The organism is Vibrio orientalis CIP 102891 = ATCC 33934, assembly GCF_000176235.1.
GTDB classification, from domain to species: Bacteria; Pseudomonadota; Gammaproteobacteria; order Enterobacterales; family Vibrionaceae; genus Vibrio; species Vibrio orientalis.
Map to the genome: position 1 here is coordinate 68,631 of NZ_ACZV01000002.1, position 26,264 is coordinate 94,894.

Annotated in this window: 23 protein-coding genes and 1 tRNA gene; 8 read left to right on the top strand and 16 right to left on the bottom strand. The window is 44.6% G+C overall.

The annotated features are described in order from the left end of the window. Positions 1-13: 13 nt before the first annotated feature. The 5 genes from VIA_RS01195 to ispB all read right to left on the bottom strand — a co-directional run bounded on the left by VIA_RS01195 (position 14) and on the right by ispB (position 8,010). Complete coding sequence (locus VIA_RS01195) at positions 14-1,966, bottom strand: PTS mannitol transporter subunit IICBA (RefSeq protein ID WP_004409927.1); 1,953 nt, start codon at positions 1,964-1,966, stop codon at positions 14-16. A 509-nt stretch (positions 1,967-2,475) separates the two neighbouring features. Further along, on the bottom strand, positions 2,476-3,276 hold the full coding sequence (gene nagB, locus VIA_RS01200; RefSeq protein WP_004409930.1) for a glucosamine-6-phosphate deaminase: 801 nt from the start codon (positions 3,274-3,276) through the stop codon (positions 2,476-2,478). A 215-nt stretch (positions 3,277-3,491) separates the two neighbouring features. Continuing rightward, entirely contained in the window at positions 3,492-4,514 is a 1,023-nt protein-coding gene (locus tag VIA_RS01205) for a TRAP transporter substrate-binding protein (RefSeq protein WP_235801283.1), read from the bottom strand. Positions 4,515-4,829: 315 nt separating this feature from the next. Next, the gene (locus VIA_RS01210; protein WP_004409935.1) at positions 4,830-6,602 is read right to left on the bottom strand and encodes a lysophospholipid acyltransferase family protein; all 1,773 of its coding nucleotides are present in this window, start codon (positions 6,600-6,602) and stop codon (positions 4,830-4,832) included. A gap of 436 nt (positions 6,603-7,038) precedes the next feature. After that, entirely contained in the window at positions 7,039-8,010 is a 972-nt protein-coding gene (gene ispB, locus VIA_RS01215) for an octaprenyl diphosphate synthase (protein ID WP_004416722.1), read from the bottom strand. A 268-nt stretch (positions 8,011-8,278) separates the two neighbouring features. On the opposite strand from ispB, the gene rplU reads away from it, so the two are divergent. The 6 genes from rplU to folA all read left to right on the top strand — a co-directional run bounded on the left by rplU (position 8,279) and on the right by folA (position 12,202). Next, on the top strand, positions 8,279-8,590 hold the full coding sequence (gene rplU, locus VIA_RS01220; protein ID WP_004409940.1) for a 50S ribosomal protein L21: 312 nt from the start codon (positions 8,279-8,281) through the stop codon (positions 8,588-8,590). Between the two features lie 20 nt (positions 8,591-8,610). Continuing rightward, the gene (gene rpmA, locus VIA_RS01225) at positions 8,611-8,868 is read left to right on the top strand and encodes a 50S ribosomal protein L27 (protein WP_004409945.1); all 258 of its coding nucleotides are present in this window, start codon (positions 8,611-8,613) and stop codon (positions 8,866-8,868) included. A 301-nt stretch (positions 8,869-9,169) separates the two neighbouring features. Beyond that, positions 9,170-10,345, top strand: coding sequence for an Obg family GTPase CgtA (gene cgtA, locus VIA_RS01230; RefSeq protein WP_004409948.1), 1,176 nt, complete (start codon positions 9,170-9,172; stop codon positions 10,343-10,345). Positions 10,346-10,460: 115 nt separating this feature from the next. After that, a complete protein-coding gene (locus tag VIA_RS01235; protein ID WP_004409957.1) occupies positions 10,461-11,228 on the top strand; it encodes a threonine/serine exporter family protein in 768 nt (255 codons plus the stop codon). Then, entirely contained in the window at positions 11,225-11,698 is a 474-nt protein-coding gene (locus tag VIA_RS01240; protein ID WP_004409960.1) for a threonine/serine exporter family protein, read from the top strand. The genes VIA_RS01235 and VIA_RS01240 overlap by 4 nt, the downstream gene beginning before the upstream one ends. 21 nt (positions 11,699-11,719) lie before the next feature. After that, positions 11,720-12,202 (top strand): type 3 dihydrofolate reductase, encoded by a 483-nt coding sequence (folA, locus tag VIA_RS01245; protein ID WP_004409963.1) that lies wholly within the window; start codon positions 11,720-11,722, stop codon positions 12,200-12,202. 123 nt (positions 12,203-12,325) lie between these two features. Here folA and apaH read toward each other — a convergent pair whose 3' ends face one another. From apaH to lptD, 6 genes are all read right to left on the bottom strand, one after another. Next, a complete protein-coding gene (apaH, locus tag VIA_RS01250) occupies positions 12,326-13,150 on the bottom strand; it encodes a bis(5'-nucleosyl)-tetraphosphatase (symmetrical) ApaH (protein ID WP_004409967.1) in 825 nt (274 codons plus the stop codon). A 9-nt stretch (positions 13,151-13,159) separates the two neighbouring features. Then, positions 13,160-13,537, bottom strand: coding sequence for a Co2+/Mg2+ efflux protein ApaG (gene apaG / locus VIA_RS01255; RefSeq protein ID WP_004409970.1), 378 nt, complete (start codon positions 13,535-13,537; stop codon positions 13,160-13,162). Between the two features lie 69 nt (positions 13,538-13,606). After that, positions 13,607-14,413, bottom strand: a complete 807-nt coding sequence (gene rsmA / locus VIA_RS01260; RefSeq protein ID WP_004409974.1) for a 16S rRNA (adenine(1518)-N(6)/adenine(1519)-N(6))-dimethyltransferase RsmA — start codon at positions 14,411-14,413, stop codon at positions 13,607-13,609. Between the two features lie 12 nt (positions 14,414-14,425). Then, entirely contained in the window at positions 14,426-15,448 is a 1,023-nt protein-coding gene (gene pdxA, locus VIA_RS01265; protein ID WP_412774848.1) for a 4-hydroxythreonine-4-phosphate dehydrogenase PdxA, read from the bottom strand. Continuing rightward, complete coding sequence (gene surA / locus VIA_RS01270) at positions 15,408-16,706, bottom strand: peptidylprolyl isomerase SurA (protein ID WP_004409977.1); 1,299 nt, start codon at positions 16,704-16,706, stop codon at positions 15,408-15,410. The genes pdxA and surA overlap by 41 nt, the downstream gene beginning before the upstream one ends. Before the next feature lie 53 nt (positions 16,707-16,759). Beyond that, a complete protein-coding gene (gene lptD, locus VIA_RS01275; protein ID WP_004409980.1) occupies positions 16,760-19,147 on the bottom strand; it encodes an LPS assembly protein LptD in 2,388 nt (795 codons plus the stop codon). Between the two features lie 148 nt (positions 19,148-19,295). Between lptD and djlA the strand changes: the two genes are divergently transcribed. Beyond that, the gene (djlA, locus tag VIA_RS01280) at positions 19,296-20,147 is read left to right on the top strand and encodes a co-chaperone DjlA (RefSeq protein ID WP_004409983.1); all 852 of its coding nucleotides are present in this window, start codon (positions 19,296-19,298) and stop codon (positions 20,145-20,147) included. A 108-nt stretch (positions 20,148-20,255) separates the two neighbouring features. Here djlA and VIA_RS01285 read toward each other — a convergent pair. The 5 genes from VIA_RS01285 to rpsU form a co-directional block, all read right to left on the bottom strand. Continuing rightward, positions 20,256-20,331, bottom strand: a tRNA-Ile gene (locus VIA_RS01285). A 146-nt stretch (positions 20,332-20,477) separates the two neighbouring features. Next, a complete protein-coding gene (gene rpoD / locus VIA_RS01290; RefSeq protein ID WP_004409986.1) occupies positions 20,478-22,334 on the bottom strand; it encodes an RNA polymerase sigma factor RpoD in 1,857 nt (618 codons plus the stop codon). Between the two features lie 98 nt (positions 22,335-22,432). Then, on the bottom strand, positions 22,433-24,190 hold the full coding sequence (gene dnaG / locus VIA_RS01295; protein WP_004409988.1) for a DNA primase: 1,758 nt from the start codon (positions 24,188-24,190) through the stop codon (positions 22,433-22,435). Positions 24,191-24,289: 99 nt separating this feature from the next. Further along, a complete protein-coding gene (locus tag VIA_RS01300; RefSeq protein WP_004409990.1) occupies positions 24,290-24,733 on the bottom strand; it encodes a GatB/YqeY domain-containing protein in 444 nt (147 codons plus the stop codon). A 26-nt stretch (positions 24,734-24,759) separates the two neighbouring features. Next, positions 24,760-24,975, bottom strand: a complete 216-nt coding sequence (gene rpsU / locus VIA_RS01305; RefSeq protein WP_001145625.1) for a 30S ribosomal protein S21 — start codon at positions 24,973-24,975, stop codon at positions 24,760-24,762. Between the two features lie 231 nt (positions 24,976-25,206). Between rpsU and tsaD the strand changes: the two genes are divergently transcribed. After that, positions 25,207-26,223 (top strand): tRNA (adenosine(37)-N6)-threonylcarbamoyltransferase complex transferase subunit TsaD, encoded by a 1,017-nt coding sequence (gene tsaD / locus VIA_RS01310; RefSeq protein ID WP_004409992.1) that lies wholly within the window; start codon positions 25,207-25,209, stop codon positions 26,221-26,223. Positions 26,224-26,264 lie beyond the last annotated feature (41 nt).

Below are 26,264 nucleotides of genomic sequence, written 5' to 3' on the forward strand. Positions count from 1 at the left end.
TTAAAGGGAGTGATTAAGCCGCTTGTTGACCACCAAGGATGTTGAGAATCTCTTCTACATCATTGGTGCTAGTTAGCTTCTCAATTGCCTCCGGCTCATCGAGCGCGTTCGTAATGGTGGTAATAACTTGGATATGCTCATCGTTTTTAGCGGCAATACCGATAACCAGTTTCGCTACATCGTCGTTATCTTCAGTAAATTGGATACCTGATGGATATTGGCAGATTACAATGCCGGTTTTCTTCACGCGGTCTTTCGCTTCAACGGTACCGTGAGGTACTGCGATTGACTCGCCTAGGTAAGTTGGAACCAACGCTTCACGTTCAAACATCGCGTCTACGTATTCTGGTTCTGCGTAGCCAAGTTCAACCAATTTGTTGCCAGCAAAGCGAATCGCTTCTTCTTTGGTGGCTGCTTTCAAACCTAGGTGAATGTTTTCACGTTGGATTTGAAATACTGATGGCTGTTGTGGCTCAAAGCTGTCGTCGTTCGCCGCCATGACCGACACTTTTACCATTTGATCGTCATTCGCGGCTGATTGGTTTTGTGCTGCTAGTAGCTTAGTGACTAGCTGGTTGTACATTTCGCTGTCTAAGAAGTTTGTCAATGAAATGTGGTGTGCGTTTGGAGCATGCTTACGTGCACGATCCGTTAGGTCTTTATGAGTAATCACGATATCTGCACTCTCTGGTAAGCTGTTAATAGCAAGGTTGGTCACGTGGATGTTCAGGCCTGCGCCTTGAACCTTTTTACGTAGCATGCTCGCGCCCATTGCACTGGAACCCATGCCCGCATCGCAAGCGACAATGATGCTTTGCACTGTTGCTAGGTCTACGTCACCTTTGCTTTGGCTGTTTACCACCGCATCATTTTTCGATGCAGATTTCATGTCTTTCATTTGTGATGTTGCTTTCTCTAGCGCTGCTTCATCACCGTCTTCTTCTGTTGAGGTTTGTGTTTTCATTAGCAGTGCTGCTACCGCGAATGACACGCCTGTTGCTGCTGCAATAGACGCGAGTACGCCAACGATTGAACCTTTCTGAGTCATCAACAAGATAGCGAAGATAGAGCCCGGTGACGCTGGAGAAACGATACCTGCGTTGAACATTGTCAGAACGAATACGCCAGTCATACCACCTGCGATAGCCGCAAGGATTAGGCGAGGATTCATTAGAATGTATGGGAAGTAAATTTCGTGGATGCCACCGAAGAAGTGGATGATAGATGCACCACCTGCTGTCTGGCGAGCCGTACCTTTACCAAATACCATATACGCAAGCAGGATACCTAGACCAGGACCTGGGTTTGCTTCGATTAGGAAGAAGATTGATTGGCCTGTTTCAGACGCTTGCTGGATACCCAGTGGAGAGAAGATACCGTGGTTGATCGCGTTATTCAGGAACAGGATCTTCGCTGGTTCAACGAAGATTGAAGTCAGTGGTAGTAGGTGAGCAGAAACTAGGAAGTTAACGCCTGCAGCTAAGCCACCAGATAGAATTTTTACGAATGGACCGATAAAGATGAAGGCAAGGATCGCGCACAGCATGCCGATGATGCCTGCTGAGAAGTTGTTAACCAACATCTCGAAGCCACTTTTTACTTTACCATCGATGTAGTTATCGAATTTCTTAATTGCCCAGCCGCCCATAGGGCCGACCATCATTGCCCCCATAAACATTGGGATATCGGTACCGACAATCACACCCATGGTTGTGATTGCACCGACTACCGCCCCGCGGTCGCCACCAACCAATTTACCACCAGTATAACCGATGAGTAATGGCAATAAATAGGTAATCATAGGACCAACCATAGAGGCCAATGTTTCGTTTGGTAGCCATCCGGTTGGAATAAATAGAGCGGTGATAAAGCCCCACGCAATAAATGCGCCGATGTTAGGCATTACCATGTTTGACAGAAAACGACCAAAATTCTGTATCTTGATCTTAGCATCTGGTGATATCATAACTGTTCCCCGTTCGATGTTCTGATGAATGTTGTTGTAGTAGCGGTTCGCCAAAACCGTCTGATTGCTTAGTACCTAATCAATCTACCACACATTTTCCAATTGGAACTGACGACGGGTTTTTTGTGATTACCTCCTTAAAAATAGCCCTGCCAAACACTTTTTGAGTGATCTTGTTCAGTCTTTGACACTGAAAGTTAATGACAAAATACAAAATAACCTCAAGTCAATAAAAATAAATTGCTCTATGTCTCATTTTTTGATTGTTTTGGTTTGATGTAAATGTGACGCTTGTCATTATTTTGCCATTTTCGAAACTTATATTAAATTGAGGTGTGACATTGATCGCATTGGTTGATTGGTAGTGTGAATGGGTTTTTGTGATATTCGTCATCTTTCTGCTTTTGCTGAAAGTTTGTAACGGGTGATACGTCGTTGGATAGTAATAGATACAAAAAAGGCAGCTAAGAAGCTGCCTTTTAAATTTGCTCATCGCTATCAAGCAATAATTAGAAGCCTTTGATGTTCTCAGCTTCTAGTTCAGTGAAGTATTTAACGGTCTTCACTTTTAGCTCTTGAGTTGATGGCTCATCACACACGATCACTGATTTCGGGTGTAGCTGAAGTGCAGATACAGTCCATAGGTGGTTTACGCTGCCTTCAACGGCTGCTTCTAGTGCTAGCGCTTTGTTGTGACCAGTTACTAGGATCATGATCTCTTCAGAGTCTAGTAGTGTACCAACACCGATAGTTAGTGCGTATTTAGGTACTTGGTTGATGTCACCATCAAAGAAGCGAGAGTTGGCGATGCGAGTATCTTCAGTTAGCGTCTTGATACGAGTGCGTGAAGATAGAGAAGATGCTGGCTCGTTGAATGCGATGTGACCGTCGTTGCCCACACCACCCATGAATAGGTTGATCTTACCGTAAGATTTGATCTTATCTTCGTAACGCTGACATTCAGCATCGTTGTCTGCAGCATTGCCGTCTAGCAGGTTGATGTTTTCTTCTTGAATATCAATGTGGTTGAAGAAGTTGTTGTACATGAAAGAACGGTATGACTCAGGGTGATCCGCTGGGATACCGATGTATTCATCCATGTTGAATGTCACAACGTGCTTGAAGCTTACTTCGCCCGCTTTGTGTAGTTCAATTAGTGCATTGTAAGTTGCTAGAGGAGTACCACCCGTTGGTAGACCAAGAACAAATGGACGATCTGCTGTTGGGTTGAACGCGTTGATCTTGTTTGCAATGTGACGCGCTGCCCATTTACCAACTTGTGCAGCGTTATTTAGAGGAATCAGTCTCATTTGTCTTTCCTATAGAAAAATTGTCAGATGTAATGCTTAATTTGCATTGTAAAATAAGAGCGAATTTTAAGCTAGCGTTTTTGCGGGAGAGACGTTGTTTTTCTCTTATTTTAGATCAAATAATGTGCATTTATCGGTGCGGATAGGAAGAATATTTGGCTTTTTTTCTCTTATGAGAAAAGCGCACGCAAAGCGTTTCTTTGCGTGCGAAGAGGTTATTGATTGGTATCTAGATAAGCTTTAGAGGAAATATCAGTCCAAGCGCGAACTTTGGTTAAATACTGCTTCTGTGACTCAATAATTTCTTTGGCCAGCGCATCTTTATTCGCTTGTTCTGCCAGCAATTCATTCGTCGCTGTTTGCATCGCCTCAAGGACTGCTGGTGGGAAGTCTCTCACCTTAATGTCTGGGTACTCAGCATTCATGGTGGCCCAGCTATTGGCATTAGCATCGACTGCTTGGGTATACATGTCGAAGGCGGCTACGCGGAAAGCAGTTTCTAGAATGGTTTGAAGATCCGCAGGTAGTTTGTCCCATGTCTTCTTATTAACTAAGAATTGGGTTTCAGAACCCGGTTCATGCCACGCGGTGTAGTAATAAGGGGCAATTTTTTGAAAGCCCATACGTAAGTCAAATGCAGGTCCAACCCATTCCAAGGCATCAATAGTGCCTCGTTCAAGAGAGGTATACAGTTCACCCGGTGCGATATTGGTTGGTTTAGCACCGACGCGTGCCATCACTTCGCCAGCAAATCCAGGGATACGAATTTTCAGCCCTTGTAGATCTTCAATGGAGTTTATCTCTTTCTTAAACCAACCGCCCATTTGAATATCAGAGTTACCGCCAGGGAAAGAAAGTAGGTTATGCGGCGCGTAGACCTTCTCCATTAACTCCATACCACCACCACGGTAAAACCAAGCGTACTGCTCAGTTGAAATCATACCAAACGGCATCGAAGAGAAATAAAGTGTATTCGGGACCTTTCCTTTCCAGTAGTAAGAACTAGAGTGTCCTAAGTCATACTGACCTGACTTAACCATATCGAATATACCCAGAGGTGCCTTATGTTTGTTGGCGGAATCAATACGAATTTTTAGGCGTCCGTTGGACATCTCTTCGGCTAATTGTGCCATGTTCTTGGTGGCATCGCCTAAGATCGGGGTATTAGGGCCCCAAGTCTCAGCAAGCTTAAGGCGGTATACTTTTTCGGCACTGAAAACAGAAAATGAGCTCACCATTAGTGATAGTGAAAGAGCCCCTGTAAACAGAGAACGTAAGGGAGATTTTATTTGCAGCATGACCAAGTGACTTCCTTATCATTGTGATAGTTATGAGAACCTAGCTTTTATCCAGTTTAATTTTTCGTCAATGTGATTTTTTCTTATATATAGAGGAAGGAATAGATAGAGGCTCTGAGTACAAGTCATCATGTAGTGTAAATGACTGAGTTTCTGATTATGAGTAATTGAAATGGTGCAATATGAGTTGATATACAGGGAAAATATTTTGATAAGAGAAGTGCTGCATAGGTCACGCAGCACCTGTTGGTTCAACTAGTCGAGTGCGTACTCACGTATTAGCCCATGCTGCTTTAGATATTTTTCAGCTTCAATCGAGCCCATATAGCGAGCCAGTGTTTTGAGCGGTACGCGGCGGAGATCAACCATGATCAAACCGTCCAAAGCGTTGTTGAAGCAAGGATCCACATTGAAAGATATCAGTTTTCCGTTCAGCCCCAAGTATTGACGCAATAACACGGGCACACTTTTCCCCTCATCGATTCTTGCTATCAAACGAGAGAGCAATTGCATGTCACCTAGTGCTGTAAGCATAGAAGTATTCCAGCTCTTATCCTTTATTGGGAGAGGATTGGACGGGGTGACGAATTCTGCGATCTCAGGTTGGTAATGATGGAGCGCCATTGTCTCAGCCAATAAGTGCCTAGTTCGTTCGCTATAGTCATTGCTGATACTGACTGGGCCGAAGAGATGAGTGTATTTTGGGTTTCGCTCTACATAGGCGGAGATCCCTTTCCAAAGTAGCAGCAATGGCGCCATCGACTTTTGATACTTTTCATCGATCACCGAGCGTCCCATCTCGATTGCAGGCCCGATACTATTAATAAAAGGTTGGTCGAAATGGAATAAAGTGCGCGAGTAGAGTCCTGTCATACCATGTTTGGCGATCAATTGATCAACCAGTCCAAGACGATAAGCACCAACCAAAGTTTGCTTCTCTCGATCCCATATAAATAGCTGTAGATAGTCACGATCGAAACTATCTATATCAAGGTTTCTTCCTGTGCCTTCTCCGGCTTTTCTGAAGTTGATTTCACGTAGGCGCCCGATCTCATGCATGATCGAAGGAATACGCTCAGAAGGCGTGCAATAGACGTCGAACTCATTGTTGGTGAGTAATAGGTGGTCACTATTAAGAGATGCAAGATCATTAAGTCGATCTTCGATAGGTAAAGGATCGTCAATCGGAACTGGCGGAGTATGCATGCTCGGCGATGAAGTGTTGCTGGTGCTGTCTTGTTGAAGGTAGGTATTGAGACGCAGATAGCTGGTCATTTGTTCGTCAGACAATCCGTTGACTTCTTTGTATTTGATAGGTGAACCGATAGAGAGCAGGATTTTGTCACTGGTTTTATTGAGTAACTCTCGGCCGAGTAATAATGTCCTAAGTAGAGGGTGGACTTTACCTGCCAGATAGAATCGCTTGGAATTTTGTCCTTCAATAAAAATGGGCACTGAGGTTGCTCGTGATTTTCGAATTAAACGGCTAACGGAATGACTCCAAGCTTTGTCGGTAACTTTATTGCTCTTTTTGTCGACTAACTGCGACACTTCTCCAGCAGGGAAAAGCAGTAATAGTCCACCTTTCGCTAAATGCTGATGTGCTTGACGAAGTGCGGTGAGGTTAGCTTGATGAGCATTGTGCCCGTCAAACACATCAACACCGATAAACAACCGGTCGAGTTCAGGAACCGTTTTAAGATATTGGTTAGCGAGAATTTGCACGTCATCGCGTACTTGCAGTAGTAGCTCTGCCAGAATTACACCTTCGACACAACCGAGGGGGTGATTGGCAACAATGACTGTTGCACCTGATGCTGGCACATGAGCCAATGTCCCTTTCTGGACTTGATAGTCGATTCCAAGCACTTCTAGAGTGAATCTGAGAAATTGTTGTGTGTCGCAACCGGCTGGGCGCTCAGCGTAGAACTTATCAAGCTTAGAGAGGCCTGTTGCCCATTCAGTGAAATGTTCTCCAAGGCGAAAAGGGGTTTTAGTTGGTAAACGAAAAGGGCTAGAGACTTCCATGTGTCCTCACAATGATGCTGACTTTCATTTGAGGGTATGGGGCAGATATTACAGAGAAGCTTCAACTCAGTGAGAGATAGATGAAACAAGGGTGATACTTTAGTGACAGTCGCTAGAGTTTAGCCTTTTCTTAGCTCAGCTCGTGTAATAATGATTATTTAATCAATCTAAAAAATATATCGCTCACAAAACATACTAATTTTGTATCTCGGCAAAAGTTTAATTGCTAAGTTTTATATGCGGGTATCGCTATCACTGTAACACATAGGCGTTAGACCTTGGTGAGGATAGCAAGCCAAATTACCTTCGTTTTTGCTGATCTGGAATGCCTCACCTTAAGAGGTAAAACGGGAACCTTAGGTTCCCGTTGTTGTATATGTCAGATAGCAAAAAGCCTGAGCAGGTACTCAGGCTATTTATCGCTATAAAGGTAGAGTTAGCTTGTCCGGTGTACAGCCATATGCGCAATCGTCACGAGTGCTTGTTTGTACACCGACTCTTCTAATACGTTTAGTTCAGCAATGGCTTTATCCGCTTCTTGGTAGGCTTTTTGGCGGGTATACTCCAAAGAGCCCGTTTGTTCCATCGCTGCAAGAATATCGTTTAGGCGCTCCATTCCGTTCGCTTTCTCAATCGCTTCACGAATCATCGCGGTTTGCTCAGCACTACCATTTTTCATTGCATAAAGCAGTGGTAGGGTAGGCTTGCCTTCTGCAAGGTCATCACCAACGTTTTTGCCCATCTCATCGCCGTCCGATGTGTAATCCATCACATCGTCAATAAGTTGGAATGCAGTGCCTAAGTATTTGCCGTAGTTCTGCAGTGCAAGTTCGACGTCTTCAGGAGCATCATTAAGAATCGCGCCAATTTGTGTTGCGGCTTCGAACAGGCGGGCGGTCTTAGAATAGATGACCTGCATGTAGCTTTCTTCTGTCGTGTCAGGGTTATTACAGTTCATTAATTGTTGAACTTCACCCTCGGCGATGACGTTCACCGCATCACTCATTAGCTTAAGGATCTTTAAAGATCCTAGTTCAGTCATCATCTGAAATGAGCGTGTGTAAATAAAGTCACCAACCAAAACGCTTGCCGCATTACCAAAGGCTGCGTTGGCAGTGGCTTTACCACGGCGCATGTCGGACTCATCAACGACATCATCGTGAAGCAATGTCGCGGTGTGGATGAATTCGATAAACGCTGCAGAAGTTGTATGTGCTTCACCTTGGTAGCCTAGGGCTCTTGCAGATAAAACAGCCAAAAGAGGGCGAATGCGTTTACCACCACCGCTAACGATGTAGAAACCCAGTTGATTGATTAAAGAGACATCAGAGTTGAGTTGTGCATGAATTGTTTCGTTCACTTTTGCCATGTCATCGGCGGTGAGTGCTTGGATAGCTTTAAAATCCATTGTAAATCCGGCTGAAGTTAGAACTAGTAAGGTATTCTTATCGAGTTTATTTGCTGAATAATACACTAAAAAACGTTGATTAATACATGCTTAACGGGCATGATCTCGGCACTTTTCATTGGCGATTAGCTTTTCGCCAATTTTTTCAAAATATGGCTTGTCATAGGTGCGACCTTTCTGTAGAATCTGCGCCCTATTGATGATTAGTTTAGCGCACACCCTTGATGCTCATATAGCATACGGCTGTGCGGAAAAAGCGGAGTAAGATATGTACGCTGTTTTCCAATCTGGTGGTAAACAACACCGTGTAAGCGAAGGTCAAACTCTTCGTTTAGAGAAATTAGACGTTGAAACTGGTGCAACTGTTGAATTTGAAAAAGTTCTTCTTGTTGCTAACGGTGAAGACATTAAAGTTGGTGCTCCTCTTGTTGAGGGCGGCAAAGTAGTTGCAGAAGTTGTACAACACGGTCGTGGCGATAAAGTTAAAATCGTTAAATTCCGTCGTCGTAAGCATTCTCGCAAACAAGCTGGTCACCGTCAGTGGTTCACGGAAGTGAAAATCACTGGTATCAACGCTTAATCGATTAGGAGAGTTTAACAATGGCACACAAAAAAGCTGGTGGTTCTACTCGTAACGGCCGCGATTCAGAAAGCAAACGTCTAGGTGTTAAGCGTTTCGGTGGTGAGTCTGTTCTTGCAGGTAACATCATCGTTCGTCAACGTGGTACTAAGTTCCACGCTGGTACTAACGTTGGTATCGGTAAAGACCACACTCTTTTCGCTCTTACTGAAGGTAAAGTGAAATTCGAAGTGAAAGGTCCTAAAAACCGTAAATTCGTTAGCATCGAAGCTGAGTAATTAAACCTAGTTTAATTTATTCATTAGCTTTCAAGCTGAATTCAAAAGCCCTGCCGATTCGGCGGGGTTTTTTATTTATGGTGACTTTGAGTTTGCCAGTATGGTGGAATTAATACTAAGGCACTCTGTAAAGAGTCCCTTCATATTTGTTCCAGTAGCAGAACAGTGAAGATCTCAGGTGATCAGTCTGAAACTGGAATCTGCTAGAATTTATATCATTCACTTTTCCTAATGAGATAGGGAGAGCTGAGATGATATTTGCAACGCAGCTACGTTAAGTAGCACAAGGGCGGAGTAAGAGATGAAATTCGTTGATGAAGCGGTAGTAAAAGTTCAAGCCGGTGATGGCGGCAACGGTGTAGTGAGTTTCTGGCGTGAGAAATTCGTTGCGAAAGGTGGTCCTGATGGCGGCGACGGTGGTGACGGCGGTGATATCTACATCCAAGCTGATGAGAACCTAAACACTCTGATTGATTACCGTTTCCAACGCTTCTATGAAGCGGAACGTGGTGAAAATGGCCGTGGTGGTAACTGTACGGGTAAACGTGGTAAAGACAAAGTGCTTCGCGTACCTGTAGGTACACGCGCTGTTGATATTCATACTAATGAGATCGTTGCTGAAGTTGCTGAGCATGGCAAAAAAGTCATGGTTGCAAAAGGTGGCTGGCATGGCTTGGGTAACACCCGTTTTAAGTCTTCAGTAAACCGTGCACCACGCCAGAAGACTCTAGGTACGAAAGGTGAAATTCGTGAGATTCGATTAGAGCTTCTACTGCTTGCTGATGTCGGTATGCTTGGTCTACCGAATGCTGGTAAATCAACCTTTATTCGCGCAGTCTCAGCCGCTAAGCCAAAAGTGGCAGACTACCCATTCACAACCTTGATCCCAAGCTTGGGCGTGGTGAGTGTTGTACCTGAGAAAAGTTTTGTTGTTGCGGATATCCCTGGTTTGATTGAAGGCGCAGCAGATGGCGCTGGTCTTGGTATTCGTTTCTTGAAACACCTTGAGCGTTGTCGTGTTCTACTGCACATGATCGATATTATGCCAATTGATCAAACTGATCCGGTTGAGAATGCATTAACGATCATTGATGAGCTTGAACAGTACAGTGAGAAACTCGCGAATAAACCTCGTTGGTTAATCTTCAACAAAGTTGACTTGATGCCAGAGGAAGAAGCGAATGAAGTGATCCAAAATATTCTTGACGCACTAGGTTGGGAAGAGGATTACTACAAGATTTCTGCTGTAAATCGCGATGGTACTAAAGAGCTATGCTACAAATTAGCTGACTTTATGGAACAATTACCGCGTGAAGAAGAAGAGATCTCTGAAGAAGAGAAAGTTGACTTCATGTGGGATGATTACCATAAAGATGCAATCGCAGGGAAAGATGTGATCACTGAAGAAGATGATGACGACTGGGATGACTGGGACGATGAAGAAGATGACGGCCACGTTGTCTACGTCCGCGAATAACAGCTAAGAAAAGTTTAAGCCGCAATGTTTATTGCGGCTTTTTTGTGTCTATATCAAATCATGCCTGAGCATTTCTCTGCAAAATAGGTGCATTCTAAAGGAGTAGGATAGAATCATGGCATCCAAACAACGAGCAGTCTCTCGTTTAATCGCCCAAGCGGGGCAAATGCTTTTAGCTCATGGTGCTGAAAGTACTCTGGTTGGTGACCTTATGCGTCGCTTTGGTTTAGCAGCTGGTATGGACGAAGTTGAAGTGTCGTTATCCGCTAGTTCATTGGTTGTTACCACCGTTTACCAAGAACATTGCATTACCACTGCTCGTCGCTGTCCCGATCGCGGCATTAATATGTGGGCAATTACCCAAGTTCAACGCATCTGCATTATGCTTGAACGCGGCATTATTGATTACTCACTTGCACAGAAAAAACTCGATGCTATCAGCCCTGAACGTTATAACCGTTGGCTAGTCGTTTTCATGATAGGTCTCTCTTGTGCTGCTTTTAGTCATTTAGCGGGCGGTGATTGGGTGGTATTTGCGATGACTTTTATTGCATCCTCTACCGGTATGGTGGTGAGACAAGAGATTGGTCATCGCCATTTCAATCCACTGATGAACTTCACCGCCACTGCTTTTGTGACCACAGTGGTATCTGCTCAAGCGGTGATTTACCAACTAGGTAATTCGCCATCATTAGTTATGGCTTCTTCGGTGCTGATGTTGGTTCCCGGTTTTCCGTTGATCAATTCCGTCGCGGATATGCTTAAAGGGTACATCAATATGGGCATCGCTCGATTCGTTATGGCGAGCCTGTTGACTCTAGCAACCAGTCTCGGAATTGTTGCTGCGATGAGTCTCGTTGGGGTGTCGGGGTGGGTAGTATGATCAACTTGGATCTATTGTTCGGCCTGCTGAATGATATGTTTTTTGCCGCGATTCCTGCGGTTGGATTTGCTTTGGTATTTAACGTGCCACAAAAGGCGTTAATTTATTGTGCCCTAGGTGGTGCAATCGGCCATGGCTCACGCTATTTGATGATGCACTTTGGTATTCCCATTGAGTGGGCAACGTTCTTCGCAGCGATGATTGTCAGTATGGTCGGTATTCATTGGTCTGCGCGATTTTTTGCTCATCCGAAAGTTTTTACTGTTGCCGCATTAATCCCAATGGTTCCGGGTGTGTTTGCTTTTAAAGCCATGATTGCCTTGGTTGAGCTGAACCATCGTGGCTATTCACCGGAGTTGGTTGCGATGTTAATGGAGAACTTCCTTAAAGCGATGTTTATTATTGCTGGTTTAGCGGTTGGCTTAGCGATGCCTGGCTTGTTATTCTATCGACGAAAACCAATTGTGTAAGGCTATATTAGGAGTACAGGAATGATCATTAGTATGATCGCCGCAATGGCACAGGATCGAGTTATTGGAATAGACAATCAAATGCCATGGCATCTTCCTGCTGATTTTGCTTGGTTTAAGCGTTGCACTATGGGTAAGCCTGTTGTGATGGGGCGCAAGACTTATGAGTCGATTGGTCGCCCACTACCGGGGCGCCAGAACATTGTTATCAGTCGTGATGCATCGCTAGTGATTGAAGGGGTAACGACGGTCACCTCGATTGAAGAGGCACTAACCGCTGCTGGCGAAGTTGAAGAAGTGATGATCATTGGTGGTGGGACTATTTATCAAGCATGCCTACCTAAAGCCAATAAACTGTATGTCACTCATATTGAAGCAGAGATTAACGGCGATACTCAGTTCCCAGCTTGGGGTGATGAGTTTAAAGAGACTTACGCTGAGGCTTATGCTGCCGATGAAAAGAACGCTTACGATATGCGTTTTGTGGTGCTAGAGAGAGGCTAAATACCAATTTCTGAGGTATTAAACTATCGTCATTCTAAAGAGCGACGAAGGAGAGAGTAGGGAATCTATAAGCACTTTTCTAGATCCCGAACTCGTTCGTAGCTCACTCTGAAGGTGAAGTATTCACTGTGTTCCTTGCTTGGATTGTAGCGCTTCTTGAGTAAAAAACTGCTTATCTTCCCATCTCAGCATAGTTAAATGTCCACCCCAAACACAGCCTGTATCTAAGCCGATAACGTCTTCACCTTCATAGCCTTCCAAAGCGGCCCAGTGACCAAATAGAACAGGCTTTTCTAACTGAATACGGTTATCGAGTTGGAACCAAGGAACAAGCGAGCCATCATTAACCTGTTTCGGCGGAAGTTTACACTCCATATCTAACCGCCCATCAGGAAAGCAAAAACGCATTCTGGTGAAAGCGTTGATGATATAACGATAGCGCTCAATGCCATCTAAGCTTTCATGCCAAAGATCAGGTTGGTTGGCGTACATGCTCTCTATTAGCCATGGCCAATTTTCACTGTGTAGAATCTCACTGATTTGCTTGCTTGCTTTGCGCGCATCTTCTAACGTCCACTGCGGGGAGACGCCAGCATGACACATGACAAACTCGTCATGCTCTGCCATTAGTGGTTGCAGACGAAGCCAATCTAACAACTCATCTTTATCTTCGGCATTAAAAATGGGTGCGGTTTGGTCTTTATCTTTGACCTTAAATAATCCTAATGATACCGCCAGTAGGTGAAGGTCATGATTACCCAGAATCACTTTCGCACTGTCACCAAGAGAACGAATAAAGCGTAATACTTCTAATGATTTTGGACCGCGGGCGACTAAATCTCCGGCAACCCACAAGGTGTCTTCACTCGCACTAAAATTCGCTTGCTGAAGTAAGAGAAGCAATTCGTCAAAGCAACCTTGTAAGTCACCAACAATGTAATTAGCCAATGGGTTGTCCTAGTTGAGTATATTGGGAATAGCGAGTCGGAAAGGGTCGACTTCTGCGATGAACTCTTTGCCAGTTTCATCATGCATGATGTATTGACCTTGCATCACGCCTACGGGTGTTTCAATCACAGTACCACTGTTATAAGTATATTCGTCATTAGGAGAAATAAAGGGTTGCTGACCGACGACACCTTCGCCCTCGACCGTCATTTGCCTACCATTGGAATCGGTAATCAACCAACGGCGACTCATCAGCTGGACATTTTGCTGGCTGAGGTTTTTGATGGTAATAATATAGGCAAATACATAGCGCTTAGCATCAGGTTGAGACTGATCAGGAATGTATTTGGTATGAACTTGGACTTTGATACAAGGGCTAGTTTCCATATAAACTCCTTTATAAAGTCAAAAAAGGTGATAAACCAATGGTCTATCACCTTTTCATTTTAGCTGAAACTATTTGTTGTTGGCAGCTAACCAGTTCGCCATCTCGACGAATTGAACCAAGGTTAGGTTCTCTGGACGCATGCTTGGGTTGATGCCTAGCTCTTCCAGTACCTCAGCGCTTAGTAAGCCTTTGTAGCAATTTCTCACTGTCTTACGGCGTTGGTTAAAGCCTTCACGACATACTCGGTCTAGATATTTAAGATCGCTTACAGGGTGAGGGATCTCTTCATAAGGTACTAGACGAACGACCGCTGAATCGACTTTTGGTGGCGGAACAAATGCGGTTGGTGGCACTTCAAGTACAGGGACTACTTTACAGAAGTATTGCGCCATGACCGTAAGGCGACCATAAGCTTTTGTACCAGGGCCTGCCGCTAGGCGGTTAACCACTTCTTTTTGTAGCATAAAGTGCATGTCTTGAATGTCTTTATGGAACTCAAAAAGATGGAACATCAACGGTGTTGAGATGTTGTACGGTAGGTTACCGAAAATACGTAGCTTATTGTTTGGCTTCACTAGCTGAGTAAAGTCAAAGCGCATCGCATCACCTTCATGAATCGTCAGTTTATCACCAAGTTCTGGGTGATTACGTAGACGTTCAGCGAGATCTCGGTCAAGCTCAATCACGGTAAACTTGTCAACTTCCTTGCCTACTGGTTCAGTGATTGCACCAAGGCCAGGACCAATCTCAACTAGGTTTTGACCCGGTTTTGGATTGATCGAGGAGACAATTCCATCAATGATGTATGGATCGTTAAGGAAGTTTTGACCAAAGCGTTTTCTCGCCTTGTGCCCTAAGTGGACATCGTTTCTCATAGTATTCTCAAGTTATTTCGATTTCTTATCGACTAGCTCAATCGCATGAGCTAAAGCCGTTCGGAAGCTTCCTGTATCCGCCTTGCCTGTTCCTGCTAGGTCAAGTGCAGTGCCGTGATCAACGGAGGTCCTGATAAATGGCAGTCCCAAGGTAATATTAACCGAGCGACCAAAGCCTTTGTATTTTAGTACAGGAAGTACCTGATCGTGGTACATTCCCAGCACTGCGTCAGCATCGTCAAGATACTTTTCATTGAAGATAGTATCAGCGGGTAATGGACCAATAAGGTTGATACCATCACGTTGGCGCAGTTTGTCTAGTGTTGGAGTAATGGTTTCGATCTCTTCCTTGCCAAGGACACCATCCTCTCCTGCATGCGGATTGAGTCCACAGACATAGATATTTGGTGAAGAGATAGCGAACTTCTCAACCAGATCTTTGTGCAAAATTGCTATGATCTTTTCGAGTCTCTCTTCTGTTACCGCCTGAGACACATAGGCCAATGGGATATGTGTTGTGACTAGTGCGACACGCAGCCCTTCGGTGGCTAACATCATAACGACTAGTGGGGTAGTTGATTTCTCCGCAAAGAACTCAGTATGGCCGCTAAAGGCCACGCCTGCGCGGTTAATCACCCCTTTGTGTACAGGGCCGGTGACAATAGCATCAAATTCACCATTCATACAGCCTAAAGCGGCTCTTTCTAGTGTATTTAATACGTAATGACCATTGGCTTCATCCAGTTGGCCGGCAATAGCGTTGCTTGTTAACGGAATATGGTCAACGACTAAGGTGCCTGCTTTTTGCGCGACAATCGGGGCATCGGCTTGATAGTCAATCAGTTCGACATCAATATCAAGCTGTTGCGCTCGCTCTGCTAACATTGTTTTGTCAGCGCAGACCACAATCTGGTGGTTCCAGCTTTCCTTAGATTGGGCAAGGACTAAGTCTGGCCCTATACCCGCAGGCTCACCTGCTGTGACGATAATGCGTTTACAGTTCATCTTGCTCGTTATCCTCAATGACTTCAACATAGGCACTAGCGCGAATCTCTTGCAGCCATGCGCTTGCTTCTTCATTGAACTTACGGTTAAACAAAATTCGGTAAGCTTTGTTTTTTAGTGCAGAGTCTGTTCGGTCTACTTCACGGCGGTCGAGAATTTCAACGATATGCCAGCCATGAACAGTTTTAAATGGTTCGCTGATTTGGCCAACAGGTAGAGTATCGATTTGGTGTTTGAACTCAGGTACATACAGATCAGATGTTTGATAACCTAATTCACCATTTTGCGCGGCAGAGCCAGGATCTTGGCTGTACTGTTGAGCGAGTTCACCAAAGGTTGCGTCACCAGCCTTAATTTGACGAATAATGTTGTTTAAGGTGTTCTTCACGCCTTCGTCACTTAGGATGACAGTAGGCTTAATAAGGATATGGCGAGCATTGACCTCAGTAACCGCAACGGTTTCTAAGCCTTTGACATCTTCAATTTTCAGGATATGGAAGCCAACACCGCTGCGGAATGGACCAATAACACTGCCTTTGTTTTGCAGTTTGATTTGATCGGCGAAAATGGTTGGCATCTCTTCTTTGCGCATCCATCCCCAGTCTCCACCTTGCAGCGCTTTAGGGCCTTTAGAATAGGTGTAAGCCATAGTGCTGAAATCAGCACCATTATTGAGCTCTTTTACCAGCTCTTTAGCTTGTGCTTCAATTTCCGATTTATCATCGCCGTCATTTACACGCAATTGGATATGGCCAATTTTGTATTGAACCGTTGCGTTTGTTTCTTGGGCTAATAACTCACTTAAGTTATCTACTTCTGCAGGTAGGATGTTGATGCGACGACGAACTAGAGCATTGCGAGCTTCGCTGGCGGCAATTTCTTTGCGAATTTGCTCACGAAACTCAGCGTAGTTTAGGCCTTCACTTGCAATAGAGGCACGTAATTGTTCAACCGTTTGCTGGTTGTTTTTAGCAATTTCGCTAATCGCTTCGTTCAGGCGATTATCATCAATACGTACACCTAAGCGCTCAGCTTCTTGTTGCTGAATGGTATCGACAATCAGTTTCTCAGTAACTTGCTCAGTTAGGATCTCTTCTGACGGTAGAGATTGGCCTTTTTTCTTGGCATTCGCTTTGAGCGTTTTGATTGAGGTATCGATATCACTTTGTAGTACTACACTGGTATTCACTATTACCGCAACTGTATCTAGTGCGACTGGTTCCGCTTGCACCAAATTAATTGGGCTTGCGATCATCAGTGCCAGTAATGTTTGTTTCCAAAACTTCATTGAAAGTCCTATAAATTCAAATAGCCTGATGTCTTAGACATCAGGCTGGATAATTAGTTGTTTAAGAAGAATGGGCGACCGTAACCTAGTGAGTTACCTGCACTATCTCCACCTGCCATCCCAGAATCTGAGCCAATTCTTGTACCAAAACCTATGATGCCAAAATTAAAGCTAAAGTTGCTTTCATAGACTGGATTGGCATTTGGATAGCTAGAAAAGTTTGGATCCCAATTTTGCAGTTGATTACTGTAGGTGAAGCCAACATACCAACAATCAGACGTGTAATTTACACGTGCTAGCCATTCTAGCGACTCCTCAGTGGTCAAATCGTAGAAATATTGCGCGCTGGTGTTCCAATTGCGATTTATTCTGTAACCCGCGAGTAGACCTGCTTGCGAAATTCCATCGACTGTTATGCCGCTAACATCAAAATCTACTGTATCTTGTAAGTATTCTTTAGTTACATAACGGTAGTTACCTTGGACATAGCCGCCATTAAAGCGATACTCAAGGGTGCTATTACCTAACTGAACTTCACTGGTGTCGATATCGTATTGAATACCACCGTGATAAAACAGGTAATCGTCATAGTTAAAGTCCATTTCGACAGCCCAAGCTGAGTAATTAGACTTTCTCGTGTCGTCTGGGTTAAAGGTATCGCTCTTAGTATCTTTGTCGATATAGAAGATTTGACCAAAAGAGATATTCAGTCTTTCTTTATAGCCACTATCGAAGAAGCGAGAAGAAGCCCCGTAGCTAAATTGGTTCGCCTCGGCGATTTTATCTACACCACTGTATTTACGACTGCGGAATAGGCCGTAATAGTCAGTTTGTAGCAGTGTTGTATCGTAATTGCCGATATTGCTTTGATCTTCTTCGGGTACGTAAACATACTGAACTTGCGGCTCTAACGTTTGTGTATAGCCGTTGAAAATGGTGGTATCGCGTTCTAGCACAACACCAGCATGAGTACGGAATTCAGGGATGACACGTGAGACGTTTTCTTTAAGACCGTAATATGGGTTTGACTCTTTGTCACCACTAGTCGTGTCTACGCCATCGAGATCTTGCTGATAGTAAGTACCAAGCAATCTTGCTTCTGTTGTCCAACTACCCCACGTAGTACCAATAGGGATGGTTAGGCCTGGCTCGATATGCACACGTGTTGCTGATGGTTTACCTTCTGCATCAGTATCAAATCTTGAGATATGACTGGTCATATCAAAGTCGAGGTGGCGCATCAGCTCAGGGGCGTAGTAGTTGTATTCTAACTGAGGCAACAATCGATACGGCAAGTTATTACTAGTGGTTAGAACTTGGAAGTCTCGAGTTAGAAGTGATGCATCCCACGATTCTGAACGGTAGGTTGCCTGCGCTTCTTGGATTAGCTGACCATCTTCTTTGTTACCAATAGACGAGTCGATGTGTGAGAAGTAGGAAATATCACTAACTTTCGAATAGTCGATCTCAAACTTCCAATTTTTTTGGAAAATACCAGAGTGCTGCCATTGGAAGCCCCAGCGGTCACCGTACTCTGGGTACTTTTTGTCATCTGGTAAGTACTCAGACTTTAATGAACTAAAGCCTAAGTCTGATAGATAACGCAGTTCGCTGTTGAGCTGAGTTCCACGTTCTTGCATATATTTAAACGTGGTCTCTAGGTCATAGTTGGGTGCGAGGTTCCAATAGATAGGGACCTCCATTTCAAAGCCGTCACTGGAGCCATAAGATACCGTAGGGTAAAGAAAGCCTGTTTTACGCGTATCACCAATAGGCACAGTAAGATATGGAAGATAGAAAACTGGCACACTGACGATTTCAAAGCGCGGATTGTAGAAGGTTGCCTCTTCTTCATTTTGGTCGATATCAATACTTGATGCGACCATTCGCCATGAGTTATCACCTTCAGGACAAGAGGTAATGGAACCGTCTTCAATCTCGTAGACTGACTTACCTGTCTTCGATACGTAGACAGCCTCACCACGTCCTGGTTCACATAGGAATTGGTAATTGGTATTCTCTAACGTAACAAAATCAGTGTTTAAGTTATTAGTGGCTTTGTCTGAAATGGTTTTAACTTCACCATCACTAAAAGTCACATTACCTTCGGCGACAACTACATTTTCTTGTTGGTGCAAAGTAACATTGTCAGCGAGCATGCGCTTTTTACCCTGCACAACCACAACATTGCCACGATAGGTTGCTTTGTCACCGTTAATTGCTTCTAGGCTATCAGCTTCGACGTTTACTGGAAGTTGATTTGGGTTTTCAGGTTCAGCTTCATTGACCAAACATTGATCAATAATGTCTAATGTTTGACATTGCCCAATAGCTGGCATTTCTCTAGATGTTTCTTCAGGTGTTTGCTCTGCTTTTGTTTGTGGAACAAGTAACGCAGTGCTAATTGAAACAGCTAATACGGTGCGTGGAAAACGTAACATCGAGTTTGACTATCCTGTTGAACTTGATATATCCGGTGAATAGGTGACCGAATGTAAAATAAAACGGTTCTTATAATAAAGTAATTTGAAGCTTACGGCACTATCAGACCGCTTCACGGCGAAAAAATTCAGAGATTGAGAGCACATAATGCATATTTTTGGCAAAATTCTTGGCACCTTCTTTGGTTTCCTATTTGGGGGAGCGTTCGGTGCAGTATTCGGCTTATTTATAGGTCACCAATTCGATAAAGCTCGTCGCTTGCGCCAAGCGGGCTTTAATACCGGATTTGGCAGTGGACCTAGCCAAGCTCAGCGTCAAGAGGAGTTCTTTAAAGCGGCATTTGCGGTTATGGGCCATGTGGCGAAAGCCAAGGGGCAGGTGACTAAAGAAGAGATCCAACTGGCAAGTACCATGATGGATCGTATGAGCCTGCACGGAGAACAGCGTAAAGCGGCGCAAAATGCGTTTCGTGAAGGTAAAGAGAGCGACTTTCCTTTGGATACCGTGCTAGAACGAGTACGTATCTCTGCGGGTGGTCGCTTTGACCTAATGCAGTTTTTCTTAGAGCTACAGATCTCGGCAGCGTTTGCCGATGGTGATATCCACCCTAGTGAGCGTAATGTTCTACATAAGGTAGCTAGAGGCCTCAACTTCTCATCTGAGCAGCTTGAACAACGATTAAGAATGCAAGAAGCGGCGTTTCGCTTTCAGCAAGGTGGTTTTGGTGGTCAAGCGGGTGGAGGCTCTCATCATTCAGGGGGTAATTGGCAGCAAGCGTCGACGGCAGACCAGTTAAGCGATGCATATAAACTGATTGGTGTCGATAGTAACGCTGATGCGAAAACGGTCAAGCGTGCTTACCGCAAGCTAATGAATGAACACCACCCTGATAAGTTAATGGCAAAAGGTCTGCCGCCTGAGATGATGAATGTGGCGAAAGAAAAAGCGCAAGAAATTCAAAATGCTTACGACTTGATTAAGAAGGCGAAAGGATTCTAAGTTCTTGTAACTAATAGATTTAGGCTCACTACTAGTAATGTAGTGGGCTTTTTCTTAGCGTAAAATGACAAAAAGCCTGATGAGGAGACTCATCAGGCTTTTTTAATATGGTGGCCCCTCGCAGACTTGAACTGCGGACCAATCGATTATGAGTCGACTGCTCTAACCACTGAGCTAAGGGGCCGTATAGGGAAGTGATTATAGGGGATGAGGATCGGGCTGTCTAGACGCTATCAAGGCTAAATGCGCTTAGTTTTTATCCACTTAAATCCCCAGAGACAAAAAAGGTGAGCAAGTGCTCACCTTTTAGTCAATCAAACATCACGTCGATTATTCGTCTAGGAAGCTACGCAGAGTTTCTGAGCGGCTTGGGTGACGAAGTTTACGTAGTGCTTTCGCTTCGATCTGACGGATACGTTCACGAGTAACGTCGAACTGCTTACCTACTTCTTCAAGAGTATGGTCAGTGTTCATATCGATACCAAAGCGCATACGAAGTACTTTTGCTTCACGTGGCGTTAGGCCCGCAAGAACGTCTTTTGTTGCTACTTTTAGGCTGCCTGCAGTTGCAGAGTCTAGCGGTAGCTCAAGCGTTGTATCTTCAATGAAATCACCTAGATGCGAATCTTCGTCGTCACCGATTGGTGTCTCCATAGAGATTGGTTCTTTAGCAATTTTCAGTACTTTACGGATCTTATCTTCTGGCATCTGCATGCGCTCTGCCAGTTCTTCCGGTAGCGGCTCACGACCCATCTCTTGTAGCATTTGACGAGAGATACGGTTCAGCTTGTTGATCGTTTCGATCATGTGTACCGGAATACGAATCGTACGTGCTTGGTCTGCGATTGAACGAGTGATTGCCTGACGGATCCACCACGTTGCGTAAGTCGAGAACTTGTAACCACGACGGTATTCGAACTTATCTACGGCTTTCATCAGACCGATGTTACCTTCTTGGATCAGATCCAAGAATTGTAGACCACGGTTGGTGTATTTCTTCGCAATCGAGATTACTAGACGTAAGTTCGCTTCAACCATCTCTTTCTTCGCACGGCGAGCTTTCGCTTCACCGATAGACATACGACGGCTGATGTCTTTGATGTTTTGAACCGTTAGTGATGTTTCTTCTTCGATGATCTTCAATTTAGAGATCGAACGACGAATATCATCTTCGCTGCGGCGTACTTTTTCAGCGTATGGCTTATCAGATGCAAGAATTTCATCTAACCAAGCATCAGTCGATTCGTTACCTGTAAATAGGGTAATGAATGACTTCTTAGGCATCTTACCGTATTCAACCGTCGCCTTCATGATGAGGCGTTCTTGAGTACGTACACGTTCCATTGACGTGCGAAGCTCTTCAACTAGGTAGTCAAATTGCTTTGGAGTAAGACGAAACTCTTTGAATACGTCGATAACCATCTCGTGAGCAAGCGTTGCTTTCGGGCTTTCATTGCCGTACTCGTTGCATGCTAACTGGTAGTTTTGGAACGTATTACGAAGTGCAGTGAACTTCTCTAGAGCAAGCTCAGGGTCAATACCTGTATCTTCCTCTTCTTCCTCATCGTCAGAGTCGTCGGACTCTTCTTTCTCTTCAGCGTCTTCGTCTTCAAGCTCAGACTCTGCAAGTTCAGAGCCGATGTGAGTCGCTGTAGGTGCTGCCGTTTCGTCAGCATCAGGATCAACAAAGCCCGTGATAAGGTCAGTAAGACGTAGTTCTTCTGCTTGAATTCTATCAAACTGTTCAAGAATGTATGGGATGGTGCCTGGATACTCTGCCACTGCATTTTGAACTTGGTTAATACCATCTTCAATACGCTTAGCAATATCGATCTCGCCTTCACGAGTCAATAGCTCAACAGTACCCATTTCACGCATGTACATACGTACTGGGTCAGTGGTTCGGCCGATTTCGTTCTCTACGCTAGATAGCGCAGCAGCTGCAGCTTCTGCCGCATCTTCATCGGTGATTGTATCGTCATCATTCAGTGCAAGATCATCGGCATCAGGAGCAGTTTCAACTACTCGAATGCCCATATCGTTGATCATCTGAATGATATCTTCGACCTGCTCTGAATCGACGATTTCTGCTGGCAGGTGGTCGTTTACTTCTGCGTAGGTCAGATAGCCTTGTTCCTTGCCTTTAATGACAAGTTGTTTTAGCTGTGACTGCGGATTTTGATCCATAGACGGTATCCAACTTAGTATCTGGTGAAGGAATTAGTATGCGAGTTGCAAACCACACATCTTAACAAATTTATTTATTGCTGACTAATCGAACAGGGTTACGCTTTTAAATCTAGCATTAACGCTAGCAGCTCCCTTCTTTCTTCGGTTGATAAACCGACACTTCTTTCTTTGGCCTGCAGGTTTTCAATTTGTTTTTCAACGCACTGGGCAAGTATTTTGTCCAATGAGTCTAAAAATATATCTTGTTCATTATCTTCATCGAGGGGGATCTCCCACCCTGCTAGTCGAGATAATAGTGCCTCGTGGCTACTGTTTCGCCAATGTTCTATTAACTGGCCCGTAGTTATATTGGGATGCTGATGACAATATTCAAGCACTTCGACAAATAAACTTAGCCCTGGCACTGTTAACTCTCTCACACTTGAGAGATCCGGTACCATTTGAGCATAGCTCGGATTCTGGATAAGCAAAGCGATCACTTCACGCATTGGCGTACGTTTGATCTCTTTATGCGGTTGAGGTCGACTTTCACTTTGCTTCTTGCGAGGCTGACGTAGTTGGTTGTCAAAACCTGTGCGTTCATCGAGCAGTTTTTCTAGTAATTCTTGGAAGTAAGGATCCGGTATTTTATCAATCAGAACGCTGGCGTGTGCTCTTAGCGCTGATTTACCTTCATTACCGCCTAGATTCAGTTGATGTATCTCAATCAAGTTGTCAAACAGATAACTTGAAAGTGGTGTTGCTTGTTCGATCTGTTGCTCAAAGGCTTCTTTGCCATGCTTACGTACGTAGCTATCTGGGTCCTCACCATCAGGGAGGAACAAAAACTTCAGCGTATTGCCTGTTTTTAGATATTGCAGTGCATTTTCTAGCGCACGCCAAGCGGCTTCTTTACCAGCTCGGTCACCATCGTAACAACAAACGACGGTATTGGTTTGACGGAACAACAGTTGAATATGATCGCCAGTTGTCGACGTACCTAGTGAGGCGACCGAATAGTCGACGCCGTATTGAGCGAGTGCGACCACATCCATATAGCCCTCTACCACCAATACTTTAGGTGGCTCGCGGTAGGCTTGCATCACTTCATACAGGCCATAAAGCTCTTTGCCTTTATGGAAGATAGGCGTTTCTGGCGAGTTTAGGTATTTAGGCGTCCCATCACCTAGCACACGGCCACCAAAACCAATCACTCGACCACGACGGTCACGAATAGGGAACATCACACGACCACGGAAGCGGTCGTAGCGATTACCTTTATCGTTTTCAATCAACATACCGCCAGAGACAAGCATCTCTTGAGTTTGCGGAGCTTGACCGAAGTTTTTACGGACTAAATCCCACTCATCAGCAACGTAACCAATGCCAAACTTCTGCACAATTTGACCGGAAAGCCCACGATCTTTTAGATAATCAATGGCAACTTTGCTTTTTGGTTGCTTAAGCTGATCACGATAAAATTGAGCAATACTGCCCATTAGATCGTAAAGGTTACGTTTTTGCTCTGAGTTGGCTTTAGGCTGATTGGATTGAACGCCTCCGCCTTGGCGCTGTTCTCTTGGCACATCTAAACCAAGAAATGAAGCGAGTTCTTCAATCGCTTCAACGAACTCTAAGCGCTCATACTCCATCATAAAGTCGATGGCATTACCGTGTACGCCACAACCAAAGCAATGATAGAACTGTTTTTCTTGCGAAACGCTAAATGAAGGGGTTTTCTCGTTATGGAACGGGCAGCAAGCACCGTAGTTTTTGCCTTTTTTCTTAAGTTTTACGCGAGCATCAATAATGTCGACGATATCGAGTCGAGCAAGGAGGTCATCAATGAAACTGCGAGGGATGTGTCCTGCCATAAAACCTTAGAAAAATGCACTAACAATTAGAGAGGGTAGATACAAACAAGCCGCGCATTCCAGAGGATAGCACGGCTTGCTGCAATTTGGGTTGGGTAATTAAGCCAGTTTAGCGCGAACTAAACCACTTACTTTACCCATATCTGCGCGCCCTTGGATTTGAGGCTTAAGAACGCCCATCACTTTACCCATGTCTTGCATGCCCGCGGCACCTGATTCAGCAATTGCACTTTCAATAAGAGCAACAACTTCTTCTTCGGTAAGCGGTTGAGGCATAAAGTCCTCAAGTACAGTAATTTCGACTTTCTCAACATCTGCAAGGTCTTGACGACCTGCAGCTTCAAATTGAGCGACAGAATCGCGACGCTGTTTAACCATTTTTGTTAGCACAGCAAGAATGTCGTCATCGCCCAGAGTAATCTGTTCGTCGACTTCACGTTGCTTAATTGCTGACAGAGCTAAACGGATAGTGCCAAGGCGCGGTTTGTCCTTGGCTTTCATCGCTAATTTTTGCTCTTCTTTGAGCGTGTCAATAAGAGCCATAACTATAATCCTTTAGGACTTAGTTATTAGTACAGGCGAACGCGACGTGCGTTTTCGCGAGCTAGCTTCTTAGCGTGACGCTTTTGAGCTGCTGCTTTAGCGCGTTTGCGAACTGTAGTTGGTTTTTCGTAGTGCTCACGACGACGCACTTCAGAAAGGATACCTGCTTTTTCGCAAGAGCGTTTGAAACGACGTAGAGCAACGTCGAACGGTTCGTTTTCACGTACTTTAACTACTGGCATATGCCTTTCACCTCAGGGGTTAATTCGTTAATGCTGGAACGTTAGTGAGCCAAACACTGATGTTCGGTCTCAAACCAGCTTGATCAAAAATGGTGCGGAATTTTAATCCGAACGCATAGCCTTTGTAAAGTATTTTGTTGGGTAGAGTTTGCACAAAATTTGTTTGCGAAGCCAAGGCGAGGTAAGATTGCGCCAATTTTGAATTAGAGACAAATACATCCGGGACAGAGCATGCGCATTATTGGTATCGAAACCTCTTGTGATGAAACAGGAATTGCAATTTATGATGATGTGAAAGGGCTGCTTTCTCATCAATTATATAGTCAGGTAAAACTGCATGCTGATTACGGCGGTGTAGTACCAGAGCTTGCATCCCGTGATCATGTGAAAAAGACAATTCCTCTTATTAAAGCGGCATTAAAAGAAGCGAACTTAACAGCGAAAGATATCGATGGTGTCGCATACACTGCCGGTCCTGGCTTAGTAGGTGCGTTACTGGTTGGTGCTACGATTGGTCGTAGTATCGCTTATGCTTGGGGGGTGCCAGCGGTTCCTGTTCACCATATGGAAGGCCACTTATTAGCGCCGATGCTTGAAGATAACCCACCGCCATTTCCATTTGTCGCGGTATTGGTTTCAGGCGGTCACACCATGATGGTTGAAGTGAAAGGGATTGGTGAGTACAAGATTCTAGGTGAGTCGATTGATGATGCTGCCGGTGAAGCCTTCGACAAAACCGCAAAACTGATGGGACTTGATTACCCTGGTGGCCCGCTATTGTCTAAATTAGCGGAAAAAGGCACACCTGGTCGCTTTAAATTCCCACGCCCAATGACTGACCGCCCTGGACTTGATATGAGTTTCTCAGGTCTTAAAACGTTTACTGCTAATACTATTGCGGCCAATGGTGATGATGAGCAAACTCGAGCGGATATTGCTTTAGCGTTTGAAGAAGCGGTATGTGCCACTTTGAGCATTAAATGTAAACGTGCATTAGAGCAGACTGGCTTCAAGCGTATTGTTATTGCTGGCGGTGTAAGTGCTAACCGACGTTTGCGTGCTGATCTTGAGCAGCTAGCGAAAAAAGTGGGTGGAGAGGTGTACTACCCGCGCACGGAGTTTTGTACCGATAACGGTGCAATGATTGCTTATGCAGGTATGCAGCGGCTTAAAAATGGAGAAGTGTCTGACCTATCAGTACACGCCACACCGCGTTGGCCAATTGATCAATTGAAACCGATCGCTTAACAAGCATAAGTGGTTGTATTAAGGTCGCTGTTATGGCGGCC

Coding starts and splice junctions, on each gene's coding strand:
- VIA_RS01195 (WP_004409927.1), bottom strand. CDS start 1,966: ATGATATCACCAGATGCTAAGATCAAGATACAGAATTTTGGTCGTTTT.
- nagB (WP_004409930.1), bottom strand. CDS start 3,276: ATGAGACTGATTCCTCTAAATAACGCTGCACAAGTTGGTAAATGGGCA.
- VIA_RS01205 (WP_235801283.1), bottom strand. CDS start 4,514: ATGGTGAGCTCATTTTCTGTTTTCAGTGCCGAAAAAGTATACCGCCTT.
- VIA_RS01210 (WP_004409935.1), bottom strand. CDS start 6,602: ATGGAAGTCTCTAGCCCTTTTCGTTTACCAACTAAAACCCCTTTTCGC.
- ispB (WP_004416722.1), bottom strand. CDS start 8,010: ATGGATTTTAAAGCTATCCAAGCACTCACCGCCGATGACATGGCAAAA.
- rplU (WP_004409940.1), top strand. CDS start 8,279: ATGTACGCTGTTTTCCAATCTGGTGGTAAACAACACCGTGTAAGCGAA.
- rpmA (WP_004409945.1), top strand. CDS start 8,611: ATGGCACACAAAAAAGCTGGTGGTTCTACTCGTAACGGCCGCGATTCA.
- cgtA (WP_004409948.1), top strand. CDS start 9,170: ATGAAATTCGTTGATGAAGCGGTAGTAAAAGTTCAAGCCGGTGATGGC.
- VIA_RS01235 (WP_004409957.1), top strand. CDS start 10,461: ATGGCATCCAAACAACGAGCAGTCTCTCGTTTAATCGCCCAAGCGGGG.
- VIA_RS01240 (WP_004409960.1), top strand. CDS start 11,225: ATGATCAACTTGGATCTATTGTTCGGCCTGCTGAATGATATGTTTTTT.
- folA (WP_004409963.1), top strand. CDS start 11,720: ATGATCATTAGTATGATCGCCGCAATGGCACAGGATCGAGTTATTGGA.
- apaG (WP_004409970.1), bottom strand. CDS start 13,537: ATGGAAACTAGCCCTTGTATCAAAGTCCAAGTTCATACCAAATACATT.
- rsmA (WP_004409974.1), bottom strand. CDS start 14,413: ATGAGAAACGATGTCCACTTAGGGCACAAGGCGAGAAAACGCTTTGGT.
- pdxA (WP_412774848.1), bottom strand. CDS start 15,448: ATGTTGAAGTCATTGAGGATAACGAGCAAGATGAACTGTAAACGCATT.
- surA (WP_004409977.1), bottom strand. CDS start 16,706: ATGAAGTTTTGGAAACAAACATTACTGGCACTGATGATCGCAAGCCCA.
- lptD (WP_004409980.1), bottom strand. CDS start 19,147: ATGTTACGTTTTCCACGCACCGTATTAGCTGTTTCAATTAGCACTGCG.
- djlA (WP_004409983.1), top strand. CDS start 19,296: ATGCATATTTTTGGCAAAATTCTTGGCACCTTCTTTGGTTTCCTATTT.
- rpoD (WP_004409986.1), bottom strand. CDS start 22,334: ATGGATCAAAATCCGCAGTCACAGCTAAAACAACTTGTCATTAAAGGC.
- dnaG (WP_004409988.1), bottom strand. CDS start 24,190: ATGGCAGGACACATCCCTCGCAGTTTCATTGATGACCTCCTTGCTCGA.
- VIA_RS01300 (WP_004409990.1), bottom strand. CDS start 24,733: ATGGCTCTTATTGACACGCTCAAAGAAGAGCAAAAATTAGCGATGAAA.
- rpsU (WP_001145625.1), bottom strand. CDS start 24,975: ATGCCAGTAGTTAAAGTACGTGAAAACGAACCGTTCGACGTTGCTCTA.
- tsaD (WP_004409992.1), top strand. CDS start 25,207: ATGCGCATTATTGGTATCGAAACCTCTTGTGATGAAACAGGAATTGCA.